This is a genomic window from Pseudoduganella aquatica (assembly GCF_009857595.1).
Taxonomy (GTDB): Bacteria; Pseudomonadota; Gammaproteobacteria; order Burkholderiales; family Burkholderiaceae_D; genus Rugamonas; species Rugamonas aquatica_A.
On record NZ_WWCU01000034.1, the window covers coordinates 27,301 to 42,358 of the forward strand.

General features: G+C 61.8%; 14 protein-coding genes. 9 read left to right on the plus strand and 5 right to left on the minus strand.

Going from position 1 to position 15,058, the window contains the following annotated elements; genetic code table 11:
- The first annotated feature begins 347 nt into the window (after positions 1-347).
- On the plus strand, positions 348-1,850 hold the full coding sequence (locus tag GTP77_RS23105) for a response regulator (RefSeq protein WP_161074511.1): 1,503 nt from the start codon (positions 348-350) through the stop codon (positions 1,848-1,850).
- On the opposite strand, the gene GTP77_RS23110 is transcribed toward GTP77_RS23105, so the two are convergent.
- Positions 1,828-3,153: a Fic family protein gene (locus GTP77_RS23110; protein WP_229202311.1), complete on the minus strand. Its 1,326-nt coding sequence runs from the start codon at positions 3,151-3,153 to the stop codon at positions 1,828-1,830. The two genes, GTP77_RS23105 and GTP77_RS23110, sit on opposite strands and share 23 nt — an antisense overlap.
- A 324-nt stretch (positions 3,154-3,477) precedes the next feature.
- Here GTP77_RS23110 and GTP77_RS23115 point away from each other — a divergent pair, with 324 nt between their 5' ends.
- Both GTP77_RS23115 and GTP77_RS23120 read left to right on the plus strand, forming a co-directional pair.
- Positions 3,478-3,780 carry a type II toxin-antitoxin system RelE/ParE family toxin gene (locus GTP77_RS23115; RefSeq protein ID WP_161074513.1) on the plus strand — a complete coding sequence of 101 codons (303 nt, stop codon included), beginning with the start codon at positions 3,478-3,480 and terminating at the stop codon, positions 3,778-3,780.
- Positions 3,777-4,079, plus strand: coding sequence for a hypothetical protein (locus GTP77_RS23120; protein ID WP_161074514.1), 303 nt, complete (start codon positions 3,777-3,779; stop codon positions 4,077-4,079). Before GTP77_RS23115 ends, GTP77_RS23120 begins: the two co-directional genes overlap by 4 nt.
- Here GTP77_RS23120 and GTP77_RS23125 read toward each other — a convergent pair.
- The 4 genes from GTP77_RS23125 to GTP77_RS23140 all read right to left on the minus strand — a co-directional run bounded on the left by GTP77_RS23125 (position 4,060) and on the right by GTP77_RS23140 (position 9,588).
- Positions 4,060-5,898 (minus strand): pentapeptide repeat-containing protein, encoded by a 1,839-nt coding sequence (locus GTP77_RS23125; protein ID WP_161074515.1) that lies wholly within the window; start codon positions 5,896-5,898, stop codon positions 4,060-4,062. The two genes, GTP77_RS23120 and GTP77_RS23125, sit on opposite strands and share 20 nt — an antisense overlap.
- A 75-nt stretch (positions 5,899-5,973) precedes the next feature.
- A complete protein-coding gene (locus tag GTP77_RS23130; RefSeq protein ID WP_161074516.1) occupies positions 5,974-7,932 on the minus strand; it encodes a sensor histidine kinase in 1,959 nt (652 codons plus the stop codon).
- A 42-nt stretch (positions 7,933-7,974) separates the two neighbouring features.
- Positions 7,975-8,505 carry a hypothetical protein gene (locus GTP77_RS23135; RefSeq protein ID WP_228894681.1) on the minus strand — a complete coding sequence of 177 codons (531 nt, stop codon included), beginning with the start codon at positions 8,503-8,505 and terminating at the stop codon, positions 7,975-7,977.
- A 54-nt stretch (positions 8,506-8,559) separates the two neighbouring features.
- A complete protein-coding gene (locus GTP77_RS23140) occupies positions 8,560-9,588 on the minus strand; it encodes a LacI family DNA-binding transcriptional regulator (protein WP_229202313.1) in 1,029 nt (342 codons plus the stop codon).
- Between the two features lie 194 nt (positions 9,589-9,782).
- On the opposite strand from GTP77_RS23140, the gene GTP77_RS23145 reads away from it, so the two are divergent.
- Genes GTP77_RS23145 through GTP77_RS23170 form a run of 6 tightly spaced genes read left to right on the plus strand, consistent with a single transcriptional unit; the run spans position 9,783 to position 15,047 of the window.
- Positions 9,783-10,664: a dioxygenase family protein gene (locus GTP77_RS23145; RefSeq protein WP_161074517.1), complete on the plus strand. Its 882-nt coding sequence runs from the start codon at positions 9,783-9,785 to the stop codon at positions 10,662-10,664.
- A 10-nt stretch (positions 10,665-10,674) separates the two neighbouring features.
- Entirely contained in the window at positions 10,675-11,442 is a 768-nt protein-coding gene (locus tag GTP77_RS23150; protein ID WP_161074518.1) for an SDR family NAD(P)-dependent oxidoreductase, read from the plus strand.
- Between the two features lie 9 nt (positions 11,443-11,451).
- Positions 11,452-12,321, plus strand: coding sequence for a beta-keto acid cleavage family enzyme (locus GTP77_RS23155; protein WP_161074519.1), 870 nt, complete (start codon positions 11,452-11,454; stop codon positions 12,319-12,321).
- Positions 12,322-12,343: 22 nt separating this feature from the next.
- The gene (locus tag GTP77_RS23160; protein WP_161074520.1) at positions 12,344-13,348 is read left to right on the plus strand and encodes a quinone oxidoreductase family protein; all 1,005 of its coding nucleotides are present in this window, start codon (positions 12,344-12,346) and stop codon (positions 13,346-13,348) included.
- Positions 13,345-13,686, plus strand: a complete 342-nt coding sequence (locus GTP77_RS23165) for a cupin domain-containing protein (protein WP_161074521.1) — start codon at positions 13,345-13,347, stop codon at positions 13,684-13,686. Before GTP77_RS23160 ends, GTP77_RS23165 begins: the two co-directional genes overlap by 4 nt.
- Positions 13,687-13,745: 59 nt before the next feature.
- Entirely contained in the window at positions 13,746-15,047 is a 1,302-nt protein-coding gene (locus tag GTP77_RS23170; protein ID WP_161074522.1) for a dicarboxylate/amino acid:cation symporter, read from the plus strand.
- Positions 15,048-15,058: the final 11 nt, after the last annotated feature.

The window sequence follows — 15,058 nt, forward strand, 5'->3', positions numbered from 1 at the left end:
GGAGGGTGCGACGCCCGCCATTCTAGGAGGAATAAATGACAACATTGTGACCGGGGCCCCTGCCTGCGATCCTAGTTTTGTCATGGACAATTTATCCGTGCTTAACAGTTTTCTTTTGAATCGATGGACAATATTGTCAAAAGTGAAGTACTGTTTCATATCAGTCACTGGCGAGGCGCCGCCGGGGCCGATGCAGCATGCAGTTTCGCTATGAAAAACAGGCATCTGTTGTAAGGCCATATCGTAATGATTATTGCCTGTTGTTAATTCAACGGATGTGAGACTACAATCGAAAGAATGCGCCTAAAAATTGCGCATACGAGTGTCTTTTTGCGGAATACGCCTATATGTCTTTTTTGTCCTCACCTTCGCCCAAGCTAGCGCCATGGAAAGTTCTGCTGGTCGATGACGAACCCGATATCCACGACGTCACCAAGCTGACCCTGACCCGCTTCCGCCTGGACGGCCGCGCGCTCAGTTTCGTCCATGCCTACAGCGGCGCGGAGGCCAAGGAAGTGCTGGCGCGCGAGCAGGATATCGCGCTGGTGTTCCTGGACGTGGTGATGGAGCAGGAGGACAGCGGCCTGGAAGTGGCGCGCTGGATGCGCCAGGAGCTGGACAACCAGTTCACCCGCATCGTGCTGCGCACCGGCCAGCCGGGCCAGGCGCCGGAAGAGCGCGTGATCGTCAACTACGACATCAACGACTACAAGGAAAAGACCGAGCTCGACCGCACCAAGCTGTTCACCACCACCTTCGCCGCGCTGCGCGCATACCGCGACATCATGAAGGTGGAGGAAGCGCGCATTGCGCAGCTGAACTACCGCGAAGGCCTGGAGCGCGTGATCGCCGCCTCGGCCCATATCTTCCAGCAGCGCAACCTGAAGGACTTCGCCAACGGCCTGCTGCAGCAGGTGGTGGCGCTGCTGCGCCTGGAAAACAGCATGCTGCTGCGCCTGCGCGCGGCCACCGCCATCAGCGGCGAACATGAATACGAAATCCTGGCCCAGATCGGCGACGAGGAAAACATCCTCACGCCCGACCTGCTGGCCCAGCTGGACGACGCCAAGAGCAACCGCATCTCCCGCGTGCACGGCGACACCTATGTCGGCTACTTCCCCAACAGCAGCGGCAAGGCCTCGCTGCTGGTGCTCAAGGGCGTGGAAGAAATCTCCGACATCGACGCCAAGCTGCTGGAAGTGTTCTGCTCGGGCGTGGCGATCGCCTTCGACAACATCCTGCTGACGCAGGAAATCACCGACACCCAGGCCGAGCTGATCCTGCGCCTGGGCGACGTGGTGGAATCGCGCTCGAACGAGGCGGGCAACCACGTGCGCCGCATGTCCGAGGTGTGCCATCTGCTGGCCGTGGCCAGCGGCATGCCGGACGAGGAAGTGGCGGTGCTGCGCCACGCCGCGCCCATGCACGACATCGGCAAGATCGCCACGCCGGACGCGGTGCTGCTGAAACCGGGCAAGCTCGACGCGGCCGAATGGGAAATCATGAAGCAGCATCCGGCGGTGGGCCTGTCCATCCTGGACGGCTCGCAGCGCCCGATCCTGAAAGCGGCCGCCGTGATCGCGCACCAGCACCACGAGAAATTCGACGGCAGCGGCTATCCGCAAGGCCTGCGCGGCGACAAGATCCACCTGTACGCGCGCATCGTGGCCGTGGCCGACGTGTTCGACGCGCTGATGCACAAGCGCTGCTACAAGGAAGCCTGGCCGGTCGACCAGGTGGTCAGCCACCTGCGCGAAGTGGCGGGCCACCACCTGGACCCGGTCTACGTCGAGCACCTGATCAACAACATCGACAAGGCACTGGCCATCAACGAGCGCTTCCCGGACTGAACGCCGCCTGCACGGCGTGCTCGATGCGGCCGGCCAGTTCGGCGTCGGCCAGCATCGGGAACTCCTTCTTCAGTTTATTCGACACCGCCCAGCCGTTTTCGCGCACCGCGCGCACGATGCGGTCGATTTCCGCATCCGGCCCTTCCAGCCAGTTCTTCACTTCCCGCCGCGCGCTGTAGACGCCGCGCAGATACGCCGCCTCGTCCGGCATCTCTTCGGCCAGGGTGTGCCGCAGCACGCCGCCCAGGTAAGCCGCATGTTTGCTCAGGTCCGGATAGCGCCAGGCCGCCATCGCATCCTCGTAAGCGCCAAACTGGAAGTTTGAGCGGACGCCATCATCGTATTCCGCCATGGCGCCAAACTGGTACTGCTGCGCGTATTTGCGCATCAGCGGCCGGGAGAAGACTGCCAGCGTCTGGTCATACACCGCGCGCGCGAAGGCCGAGCGCGTGATCGAGGCCGACACCGGCAAAATAAAGGGCGCCGGCACTGCCCCGTCGCGCCGCAGGATATCGTTAATCAGAAAGCGCGAAATCCGGCCATTCCCGTCCGACATGGGATGGATATAGACAAAACCGAACGCCGCCACCGCCGCGCGGACGGCCGGCGGCCGGCCCACCGTGCACGCCAGGCTGGCCCGCAAGCCTTCGAGCAACGGCAGGATCGCGTCCCAATGCGGGGCGATGTAGTCGACCACGTCGCTATACGTATTGAGATGGCCGACGAACACCGGCGAGCGGCGCAGGCCGTAGCGTGTTGCGGCCGGCCCCAGTATGCTGGCCTGCAAGGCCGCCAGGCTGTCCAGCGCCAACGGATCCTCCGAGCGGCCGCACATGGACTCCATCGTGGCAGCAAAGCGCTGGATGCGGCCCTGCTGGCTCTCCTCGTGCTCAATGGCGAAGCTGGCGCGGCTTTCCCTGATCGTCAGCCAAACTGCGCTGCGCTGGAGAATATCCTGTCCGTAGGCCGACTCAAGCTCCGCCAGCGCGTGGGCAAAATCGATAGCCTCGGCCGCCAGCACCTCCGGGCTGCGCGACACCACCGGACAAAACTGGCACGTGCCCGGCAAATTGTTGCGCACCCGCCAGCGCTTCACTGCGATAAACGATGTGGAAGTGAGATAAGCGCCGGCATCAATGGCGTCGACGTAGTTGCCCGCGGCGGTATCCGGCACAGCGAGCGTCCGCCCGGTCAGCCACTCGAAAAAGAACCCCGCCCTGCGCGCATATTGCCCGGTAGGCTCTCGCCTGATCCACACTTCAAGCTCAAGCGGTTCAATCCGCGCAAACAGGCGCGCCAGCAACTCCAGATGCAAACGCTCATGTTTTAGTGCAAAAGTAAGCTGCGCTTGCAGATCATGTGCAGGACGGACAGATGCAGGAAGGCTGCTCGCGGCAGGCAAAGGCTGGACAGGCTCGGCGCCATACCGCTCCGCCAGCCATCGCCACCCTGCCCTTGTCCCTGCGGTAACCATGATTAAAATCGCTCAGAAGTACTCGAAAACGATTATGCGCCTAAAATTTTGATTACAAATCGAGGATTGGGACAAAAAACGCTCAGGCGCTGAAAGACCCGAAGATTGAGCAATACGAAGGCAAGTCCCCTTGAGGCAACGTATGCTGGCCGAATGCTCAAGATCCTCACTACTGACGAGTTCAACACTTGGTTCGCAAGCCTTCGCGACAAGGTGGCGGTCGCACATATTCGGACGCGAGTCGAACGGGCATCGCTTGGGAACTTCGGAGACTGCTCTCCGGTCGGTGGTGGGGTCGCGGAAATGAGAATACACTATGGCCCAGGCTATCGCGTCTACTTCAGCAAACGTGGCACCACTGTGGTGATATTGCTGGCAGGCGGTGAAAAGTCGAGTCAGAGCAAAGACATCAAAACTGCTATTAAACTCGTCAAGTCCATGCGAGAAAAACCATGACTATCGAACTTACCCCGTGGGACACCTCACAGCAGTTACAAACCCGAGAAGATATCGTGTTGTTTCTGGAGGCCTGCCTGGAACAAGCGGCAGACGATGCTCCCTTCATTTCTACTGCTATCGAAACAGTCGCACACTCCCCGGCGCTAGCTCAACTCTCAGCCGGCGATGAGTTGCGTGAAGGAATTCTTAACCTGATAAATGCTCATCCGTCCAACATTGCGCAACTACTCTCTGAAATATTACATATAAAAATATCAGGAAATGATATATCGCATCCTATGCAGCTTGAGGAATAGGAAGGCCAAGTATTTTCAATGCTGAAACCAACTGAATAGTGGCATCATCATCAACATCGTAGTCATCAGGGAAAATTGCTTGCCCATATTTTCCCGCCTTCAATTTAGCGACCGCAACAACAGTTGTAGCATCTGCTATAGAATTAGAGAAATTTGTTTTTGAATCAATCTTAACATTCAAAAGAACAGCCCCCTCCAAATTCGCGCCATTGAATTTTGCCCCATTTAGAATGGCACCAGAAAAATCAACTCCTCGCAAATCAGAAACCATTAAACTAGCTCCGAAAATTATTGCCGCACCCAAATTTGCCCCTTGCATTTTAGCGCCATCCAGCTTCGCATATCGAAGGTCAGACAAGGCCATCTGCGCCCCTTGCAAACTCGCGTGCTGCAGATCCGCCGATTGCAATTGCGCTTCAAAAAAATCACATCTTTGGAATTTCCCGAGTTTTAAATTTGCCCCTTGCCACTGCACCCCTCTCAAATTCAAATCATAAAGTTCAATATTCCGATGGATTTTATCCTTCTGCAATGCGAGCAGCATTCCATCAAATCCAGAAAGTACAATATGCGGCAAATCTGGCGAATTATCCCGAAGAATATTTCCGTTCCCACTTGCCAATGCAAGAGTCAGCGCTCCACCAACTCCAGAATTCATTTCCAGTCTAATTTTTTTATTCCACTCTTGAAATTCCAAAGCCCAATCCAGATTATTAACCGAGCAAATATCTTTCATTTCCTCCAACAGCAACTTAACTCTAGCAACCCAAATGGCTTTAACCAGTTGAAAAGCTGGCCGCTGAAAGTGCGCTCCAAAGTCTCCCCGCAAGAATGCCTGCAACTGATGGATTGCAGATATTTGTAACGCAATTGCCCCATCACGTCTACTATGGGTTCTGAGCGAGCCCTGTGCCGGCTCAGAGGAGAATTCCTTGGAGTTAGAACTCTCTTCCGTTTTCACCGTTTCAAAGATCTCGTCTTTAGCAACCTTATCTTGCTTAGTGGTTTTTTTCACAACAACAATCTTATCCTCCGGCAGATGCAGCCCCGATGCCCATTCAGCCAGCTTCTGAAAATCCTTCAGGTTTACATCTTTTCTTTGATTTTCTATCGACCAGAGATTATTCCGATCCCGAAATAACCAAACCAAGAAAACGATCGGCAACCCGGAAATTATTATAATATTACTCATTAATTGGGGCATCTTGGAAATGCCATCAATCGTGAAAGTAATATACTTCTTATTTATAAAATCAAGACTCGGAACAATCAACTCCATAATACCCAGAGCCAGAAAAAAGGAAAGAACAACGAGGGATGGGCGCACCAAATGAACTGACGGCCATCTTCTACCTTCCCAAAATCGTCGCACCTTCAGAAACAATACATCCCAACGCCATGCTCCATGACGCAGATATTGAAGCTTATCTCTTCTACCCATGCCGAGTACAAAAACAGAATCCAGGCATAAGAAGGTAGAAAAAATTGATTTTGACAAATACTCGCCTCCAAAAAATGCCCAGGTTAAAATAGTCGTCGCAACAAATAATGCATATGCTATGACATATAAATATCCAATCTCAAACGTACCGGAGATTGTCGAAATAACAGGGTATTTGTAGGCAAAAAATGGGGAAAATAAAAGCAGCAGTGAAGAGAATATTCCCACAAACAAGCGAAATCTGAGAGAAGCTGCCAGCCCTATTGATCGAGAACCGTTTACGCAATCCAAATCGCGGAATTTAAGGCACTTCCGATCAAGGAAACCAGATAGAATTGCCGACAGTATTATAATCAAATAAAAATACATCTCCACCATAAGCTCCCTGAACCATCAATAAAACATTGCATCGCAACGCGCTTTAGGATGAAATGCAATGCCGGCTGGGTCTCCTCAAGCCTGCTGCTTGCCGTGCTGGACGCGCGGGAAGCGCAGGTTGTAGTGCAGGCCCATGTTGGGGGCGCTGACCACTTTGACCGTGCCGCCCAGCGGACCCGTCACCAGGTTGTACAGGATGTGCGCGCCCAGGCCGCTGCCGCCGGAGCCGCGCTTGGTGGTGAAGAAGGGGTCGAACAGCTGGCTCAAGGTGCCAGGATCCATGCCGATGCCGTTGTCGCTGTAGTCGAACTGCACGTGGTCGCCCTCCACCCTGCCCTTGATCTTGATCGAGCCGGACTGGCCTTCGCCAAAGCCGTGCACCAGCGAGTTGACCACCATATTCGTCACGATCTGCGACACCGCGCCGGGGAAGCTTTCCATGTCGATGTCCGGCGGGCAGTCCACTTCCACTTCGATCGGCTTGCCCTTCAGCTTGGGCTGCAGCGACAGCAGCACCTCGTCCAGGTATTTGCGCAGGTTGAAGCTGCGCACATTGTCGGACGACTGGTCCACCGCCACCTGCTTGAAGCTGCGCACCAGCGCCGCCGCGCGCTGGGTGTTGGTGGTCATGATGCGCAGCGACTGGTCGACGATGTCGAAGAACTGGTTCAGCCCGTCCTCGTCCAGGGCGCCGTTGGCCAGGTCTTCCTTGGTCAGCTTGAGTTCCTGCACCAGGTGGCTGGTGGCGGTCACGCAGATGCCCAGGGGCGTGTTGATTTCGTGCGCCACGCCGGCCACCAGGCGGCCCAGCGAGGCCAGCTTTTCCTGCCGCACCAGCTCGCCCTGCGCTTCCTGCAGCTGCGTCAGCGCCGTGTTCAGCGCCGCGTTCTGCTCCTCCAGCGCGCTCTTGGCGCGGCGGATGGCGCGGTCGGCCTGCAGGCGCGAGATCACCACCGCCACGTGGCTGGCCATGAAGGCCAGCACGTCCAGGTCGGACTGGGTGTAGATCACGTCCTCGTGGTAGCTCTGCACCACCAGCACGCCGTAGGCATAGTCGTTGAGCAGTATGGGCGCGCCCATCCAGCTGATGATCTCTTCGTTGCCCAGCGGCCGCTCCACCTCGCCGGACGCCATCAGCGCCAGATAGCCGTCGCGGTCCAGCAGCACCGGCTGGCGCTGCTTCAGGATGTAGGAGGTCATGCCCACACCGTAGGAGAAGCTGGTGCACGGCGCGGTCGGGTCTTTCTCGTCGACGAAATACGGGACCGTGATCTCGTTGTTGCTCGGGTGGTAGAGCGCGATCAGGAAGTTGCGCACGGTCAGCACTTCGCTGATGGCTTCGTGCAGGCGCTGGTACATGGTGTTGCGGTCCCACGAGCCGCCCGACAGGCTGGCGATCTCGTACAGCGCGCGCTGCAGGCTTTCGGCGCGGCGGCGCTCGGCCACTTCGTACTCCAGCGCGGCGGTGCGCTCGTGCACGGCGCGCTCCAGGCGATCCATGCTCTGCAGGCCTTGCAGCGCGCTCGACACGTGGCTGGCGATCAGCTGGAACAGCGCCTGGTCTTCCTCGCTGAAAGTGTGCTGCTTGTCGTAGCTCTGGATCACCATGGCGCCCATGGCCTGGTGGTTCTGGTCCAGCAGCGGGCAGCCCATCCAGTGCTCGGCGGTGGTGCCCAGCCCCCACACGGCGCCGTCGGTCTCGTGCGAGGTGTGCTCCTCGGCCGTCATGATCAGGCGCTGGCCGTTCAGTATCACCCAGGCGGTGGGCGAATGGTCGGACGAGGGCAGCTCCACCAGCTCCTGGCCGTCATAGGGCGCGTCGTCCACCTCGTCGACAAAGTAGACGAAGCGCACCGAGTTGGGGCGCCCCTCGTCGCTCAGCGCGACATAGAAGTTGGCAGCGTACATGATGCGCCCCAGCGCCTCGTGCACCGCCTGCACAAATTCCGCAATGTCGGTGCAGGTGCTCGATTTCTGCCCGATTTCGAGCAAGATGCTTTGTACGGCTTCCAGGCGGCTAAGACGGCTTTCCATCGATTTTTCCTATGTGCAATTGAGCACAGGAATGGTAACAGTTCAGGCAGGCCGGCGGTAGCCGCTTTCTATCCACGCTGTGGCGCTCGCCACACTGAGTTTGAAGGTCGGCAGCGCGCGCACCTGGGCCAGCTCCTCGCCGTAGGGGTCGAAGGCGGTCAGGGTGGCGTAGGGTTCGTCCTCGTCCGGCGTGATGTCGAAGTTGACGGTGATGTAGGCCGCGCCTTCGGTGTTCACGCGCACGCTCTTGTGCAGCTGGGCGTGCAGCTGCTGCTCGTGGCGGCGCAGCACTTCGTTGGCGGTCTTGACCAGGGTGTTGAAGGCGTTGATGTCGAGCGGCTTGGGGTTTTTCTTGTCGCGCCCCATGGTCCACGGCCCCACCAGGGCCGGTTCCGGCTCGCCGTCCTTGATCATGGCCACGGCCCAGCCTTCGTCCTCGTCGTTCTTGATCACGCGCGCGGTCCAGCCATTGGCTTGCCATAGGCGGTCTTCCTGGACCAGGGCGTCTTCGTCCTGATTTTGGTCTTGGTCTTGGTCGGAAAGCAGGGTGTCGTCAAACATGGCGTCAGTCATGGGAGCTCGCTTTACTGGATATATATACAGTTAAAAACCGTATCATAGCCGAATTCAGCGCTTGCGGGGAACTGCCGTCGAGCCCCGCACCACCAGTTCCGGCTTGAGCCGGATTTCCACCTGCCCGCCGCCCTCCCCGCGCAGCTGGCGCAGCACCAGCTGGGCCGCCTGCACGCCCATCGCATGGTGGCCGATGCGCACCGTCGTCAGCGGCGGGTTGACCATGTCGACAAAGGGCATGTCGTTGTGGCCCACCACCGACACGTCCTCCGGGCAGCGCAGGCCGCGCTCGCGCAGCGCGTCGTAGCAGCCCAGCGCCAGCAGGTCGTTGCCGGCCAGGATGGCGGTCGCCTGCGGGTAGCGGTCCAGCGCGTCCAGGCAGCCGGCGCGGCCCGCTTCGCGCGTGTAGGCGCTGCACTCGGCCAGCAGCACGTCGTCGCGCGCCACGCCGTGCGCGGCCAGCGCCAGTTCATAGCCTTCCTTGCGCAGGTGGCCGGTGGACAGCGTTTGCGGCCCCACCAGGTGCACCAGCTGGCTGTGCCCGAGCGCCAGCACGTGCTCCACCGCCAGGCGCATGCCGGCGTATTCGTCGTTCACCACGCTGGACACGCGGCTGCTGTCCTCGCTGCGGTTGACCGTCACCAGCGCCACGCCAGCCTCCAGGCAATGGCCGATCACCGGGTCGTCGCGGGTGGCGGTGGCCAGTATCAGCGCGTCCACCTGGCGCGCCAGCAGCTGGTCCACCACAAAGCGCTGCTGCGCCGGGTCTTCCCCGGCGTTGGTCACCAGCGCCACGTAGCCGTGCTTGCGCAGCTCGTCCTCTATGCCCAGCAGGATGGGCGGGAACACCGGGTTGGTAATGTCGGGCAGCATCACGCCGACGATGTTGGAGCGCCGCGTGCGCAGCGCCGCCGCCATCTTGTTGGGGCGGTAGCCGTGCTTGGCGGCTTCCTTCAGCACCCGCTGCGCCACTTCCTCACCCACCATGTGGCGCGTTTCCGGGTCCATGACGCGGCCCACCGTGGAGGTGTGCACCCCCAGAATCTCTGCCAGGCCCTTCAGCGTCATCTTTTTCTGCTGCATAGACTTCCCGCGTCCCTCGCTAATCGATGTCGTATTTTCGCACGCCCGCGCTTCCCAGCGTAAACCAAGAAATCTATGCGAACGTTCGCAAATATTTTCTCTCAACGCTTGAATTCACATTTTGTTCTGCTACTATCAAGTCAATGCGAACGTTCGCATAACCAAATACAAGCAGGAGGAGACAGCAAGTGGACATGAACACCGCCAACATTATCGACGGCGAAGCATCCGTCACCGCCGTGGCGCACGCCGCCATGGCCCGCACGCCGGACGCGCGCCTGCGCCAGCTGGTGGCCGCCTTTGTCGACCATATGCACGCGCTGATACGCGAAGTGGACCTGACCGAAGCCGAGTTCGACACCGTGCTCAAATTCGTCACCGACATCGGCCAGCAGACCAACGACGTGCACAACGAGGTGGTGCTGGCGGCCGACGTGCTGGGCATCTCCACCCTGGTGGCGCTGCGCAACAATCCGCAGACCCAGGGCCAGAGCGCGGCCGCCCTGCTCGGCCCCTTCTGGCGCGCGGCCGCGCCGCTGTGCGCCAACGGCGATTCCATCGCGCGCGGCGACACGCCCGGCACGCCCATGCAGGTGTTCGGCCAGGTGCGCGGCCTGGACGGCCAGCCCATCTGCGGCGCCAAGGTCGACGTGTGGCAGGCCTCGCCGGCAGGCCTGTATGAAAACCAGGACGCCCACCAGCCGGCCATGAACCTGCGAGGCTACTTCATCACCGGAGAAGACGGCCGCTACAGCTTCCGCACCGTGCGCCCGGCCGGCTACCCGGTCCCCACGCACGGCGCGGTGGGCGTGCTGCTGCGCCTGCAGGATCGCCACTGCATGCGGCCCGCCCACGTGCACTTCATGGTGTCGCACCCGCAGTGCAAGACGCTGATCACCCAGGTCTTCGCGGACGACTGCGACCACCTCGGCAGCGACGTCTCCTTCGGCGTGACCAAGCCGCTGGTGGGGCAGTTCGTGCGCCACGCGGGCGACGCCGGCGAGTACTACACCCTCAATTACGACTTCGTCCTGGAAGCGGGCGAAAGCTGCTTCCCCGAAGCGCCCATCAAATAAGGAAACCAGCATGCCAATACCACTTCCACTCGCGGGCCAGGTGGCCATCATTGCAGGCGGCGCGGGCGCCATCGGCTACGCCAGCGCGCAGCGCCTGGCCAGCCAGGGCGCGCGCATCGTGCTGCTCGGCCGCGCCGGCGGCGACGCCCACGCCAAAGCCGCTGCCCTGCCCCCGCCGCAATTCGGCGAACACTGCGCCATCGACGCAGAGCTGGCCGACAGCGCCGCCCTGGCCCGCGCCGCCGCCGAAGTGCGCGAACGCTATGGCCGCGCCGACATCCTGGTCAACTCGGCCGGCTTCACGCAGCCGGTGCCGCACGCCGACCTGGACGCATTGAACGACGACCTGATCGACGCCATCTTCACCGCCAACTGGCGCGCGCCGTTCGCCGCCATCCGCGCCTTCGCGCCGCTGCTGCGCGCTTCCGGCAAGGGCCTGGTGGTCAACATCTCGTCCATCGCCGCCACCACCGGCATCGGCAGCAACGTGGCCTACTGCGCCGCCAAGGCCGGCCTGGACACCATGGCCAACTCGCTGGGCCGCGCGCTGGCGCCGCACATCCGCGTCATCAACGTTTCGCCCGGCGTGGTGGACAGCCAGTTCGTGCCGGGCCGCGACGCCGCCTTCAACGACAAGCAGGCCTCCACCACCCCGCTCAAGCGCATCGGCCAGCCGGACGACATTGCCGCCGCCGTGGAAGCCTGCGCCACCACGCTGCTGTTCGCCACCGGCAGCGTGATCCGCATCGACGGCGGCCGCCACCTCGGCGCGGCGTAAGGAGGGCACATGAACAAGACCATCATCACCTGCGCCGTCACCGGCAACATCGTCAAGCCGGACCAGCACCCGGGCCTGCCGGTCACGCCGCGCCAGATCGCGCAAGCCTGCCTGGACGCGGCCGACGTGGGCGCTTCCGTGGTCCACATCCACGTGCGCGATCCGCGCACCGGCATGCCGTCCATGGAGCTGGACCACTACGCTGAAGTGATGCAGCGCATCCGCGAACAGAACCGAGAGCTGGTGATCAACCTGACCACCGGCCCAGGCGGCCGCTTCATCCCCAGCGCGGACGACCCGCAGGTTGCGGCTCCCGGCAGCACGCTGATGCTGCCGGAAAAGCGCGTGGCCCATATCGCTGCGCTGCGGCCCGACATCGCCACGCTGGACCTGAACACCATGAACTCCGGCGCGGACGTGGTCATCAACACGCCCGCCAATGTGCGCCGCATGGCCAAGGTGATACGCGAGGCGGGCGTGCTGCCCGAGATCGAAATCTTCGACTCCGGCGACCTGCACCTGGCGCGCGACCTGATCGCCGACGGCACGCTGGCCGGCCCCGGCCTGTTCAGCTTTGTGCTGGGCGTGCACTACGGGTTCAGCGCCAGCCCGGAAACCATGGCCTACGCGCGCGGCCTGCTGCCGCCGGGCGCCACCTGGACCGGCTTCGGCATCGGCCGCCACGAATTCCCCATGGTGGCGCAGGCCTGGCTGCTGGGCGGCCATGTGCGCGTCGGCTTCGAGGACAACCTGTACATCGCCAAAGGCCGCCTGGCCAAGGACAACGCCGAGCTGGTGGCGCGCGCGCGCCAGATCGTTGAATCGCTGGGCGGCGCCGTTGCCACGCCAGCCGAAGCACGAAAAATATTGAGCATGTAATTACACCAACCGAGGAGACATTATGAACACCGTCCGCGTTAACGAAAAAGCCGCCAGCATCGACCTGCTGGCCCCCACCCTGTCCACCACCGAGCGCCCGATTGCCCAGCCCGGCCAGTGCGTCATCGAAGTGCACAGCGCAGGCGTGAACCCCAGCGACGTGAAGGCCGCGCTGGGCGCCATGCCGCACGCCGTCTGGCCGCGCACGCCGGGCCGCGACTACGCCGGCGTGGTCATCGACGGCCCGGCCGAACTGCTGGGCGTCGAAGTATGGGGCAGCGGCGGCGAGCTAGGCATCCGCCGCGACGGCACCCACGCGCGCTACCTGGTTCTGGACACGGCCGCCGTGCGCGCCAAGCCGGCCAGCGTATCGATGCTGGAAGCGGGCGCAGTGGGCGTGCCCTTCATCACCGCCTACGAAGGCCTGCGCCGCGCCGGACTGCCGCAGGCGGGCGACGTGGTGCTGGTCATGGGCGGCAACGGCAAGGTGGGCCAGGCCACCATCCAGCTGGCCACCCGCGCCGGCGCCCGCGTGTTCGCGGTGGAGCGCAGCAAGGAAGCCTATATCGGCCACGCCAGCGGCGCGGTGGACATGATCGCGGCCGACACCCAGGACATCGCCGCCTATGTGCGCGACAAGACCGGCGGCCACGGCGCGGACATCGTCTACAACACCGTCGGCAGTCCCTACTTCGAGCAGGCCAACGCCGCGCTGGCCACCGGCGGACGCCAGATCTTCATCTCCACCATAGACCGCGCCGTCCCCTTCGACATCTTCGCCTTCTACCGCGGCCAGCACACCTACGTCGGCATCGACACCCTGGCGCTCGACTCGCTGGCCTGCGCCCGCATCCTGGACGCGCTGGCGCCCGGCTTCGCCGACGGCACGCTCAAGCCCTTCCCCGTGCTGGCGGACACCATCTACGCCCTCAAGGACGCCGCGCAAGGCTACCGCGCCGTGCTGGGCGGCGCGCGCGAACGGGTTGTCCTGCAGCCCGTGCCGCAATCCGACCTGCTGCCGGCATGAACCTCACCCGCTACCAGCAAGCCCCGGCCTACTTCCCGCCCAACCACGCAGGCATGCACTGCCTGCGCCTGCAGGGCCATGAAGCGGGACCGTCGGACAGCCTGTGGCTGGGGCTGTCGCACCTGCTGCCGGGCGGCGGCACCACGCTGGACGCGTCCGGCGTGGAGAAGCTGTACGTGGTGCTCGAAGGCGAAGTGACCATCGCCACCGAGGACGGCGAACAGGTGCTGCGCCAATACGATTCCGCGCGCCTGGCGCCCGGAGAAAAGAGGGCCTTGAAGAACAACACGAACCACCCGGCCAGCATCCTGCTGGCCATGCCATACCAGTCAAAATAAGTAGCAAACAATAAGCTAGACCTTGATCGAAGCACACGACGAAGTATTGGAGGAGACACATGATTACCACCAGCCCTACCGGCCCGGGCACGGGCGCGCTGCCGCCCGCAGTCCGCACCCGCAAGCCTTTCTACGCCATCCTGTACGTGCAGGTGCTGTTCGCCATCGCGCTCGGCATCCTGCTCGGCCACCTCGACGCCAAGCTGGCGATCGACATGAAGCCGCTGGGAGACGGCTTCATCAAGCTGATCAAGATGCTGATCGGCCCCATCGTGTTCTGCACCGTCGTCAGCGGCATCGCCGGCATGCAGGACATTAAGAAAGTCGGCCGCATCGGCTGCAAGGCCCTGCTGTATTTCGAGCTGGTGTCCACCTTCGCGCTGTTCATCGGCATGGCGGTCGGCAACTGGCTGCGCCCGGGCGACGGCTTCAACGTCAACCCGGCCACGCTGGACGCCAAGGCCGTCGCCGACTACGTGGGCAAGGCCAAGACGCTGAGCACCACGGACTTCTTCATGAACATCATCCCCACCACCGTGGCGGACGCTTTCGGCAAGGGCGACGTGCTGCAGGTGCTGCTTATCTCCCTGCTGTTCGGCTTCGCGCTGGCGGCCATGGGACAGCGCGCCAAGCCGGTGACGGAGCTGATCGAAATGGGCTCGCAGGCGGTGTTCGGCGTGATCGGCTTCATCATGCGTTTCGCCCCCATCGGCGCGTTCGGCGCCATGGCCTTCACGGTCGGCAAATACGGCGTGGTGGCGCTCGGCCCGCTGCTGCGCCTGATCGGCACCTTCTACCTGACCTCCGCGCTGTTCGTGCTGATCGTGCTGGGCCTGATCGCGCGCGCCGCCGGTTTCAGCATCATCAAGTTCCTGGTCTACATCAAGGAGGAGATTTTCCTGGTGCTGGGCACCAGCTCGTCCGACACCGCGCTGCCCACGCTGATGGCCAAAATGGAGAGGCTGGGCTGCTCCAAACCGCTGGTAGGCCTGATCGTCCCAACCGGCTACACTTTCAACACCGACGGCACCAGCATCTACATGACGATGGCGGCGCTGTTCGTGGCCCAGGCCACCAATACCGAACTCAGTTTCCTGCAGCAGCTGGCCATCTTCGGCGTGGCCATGCTGACGTCAAAAGGCGCCAGCGGCGTGCAGGGCGCTTCCTTCATCGCGCTGGTCGGCACGCTGGCGGTGGTGCCCACGATACCGGTGGCCGGCATGGCGCTGATACTGGGCATAGACCGCTTCATGAGCGAAGCGCGCGCACTCGTCAACATGATAGGCAACGGTGTCGCCACGGTGGTCATGGCGCGCTGGGAAGGCGAGCTGGATCGCGAAAAACTGTCCGTCATCCGCTAAAGGAAGAACAC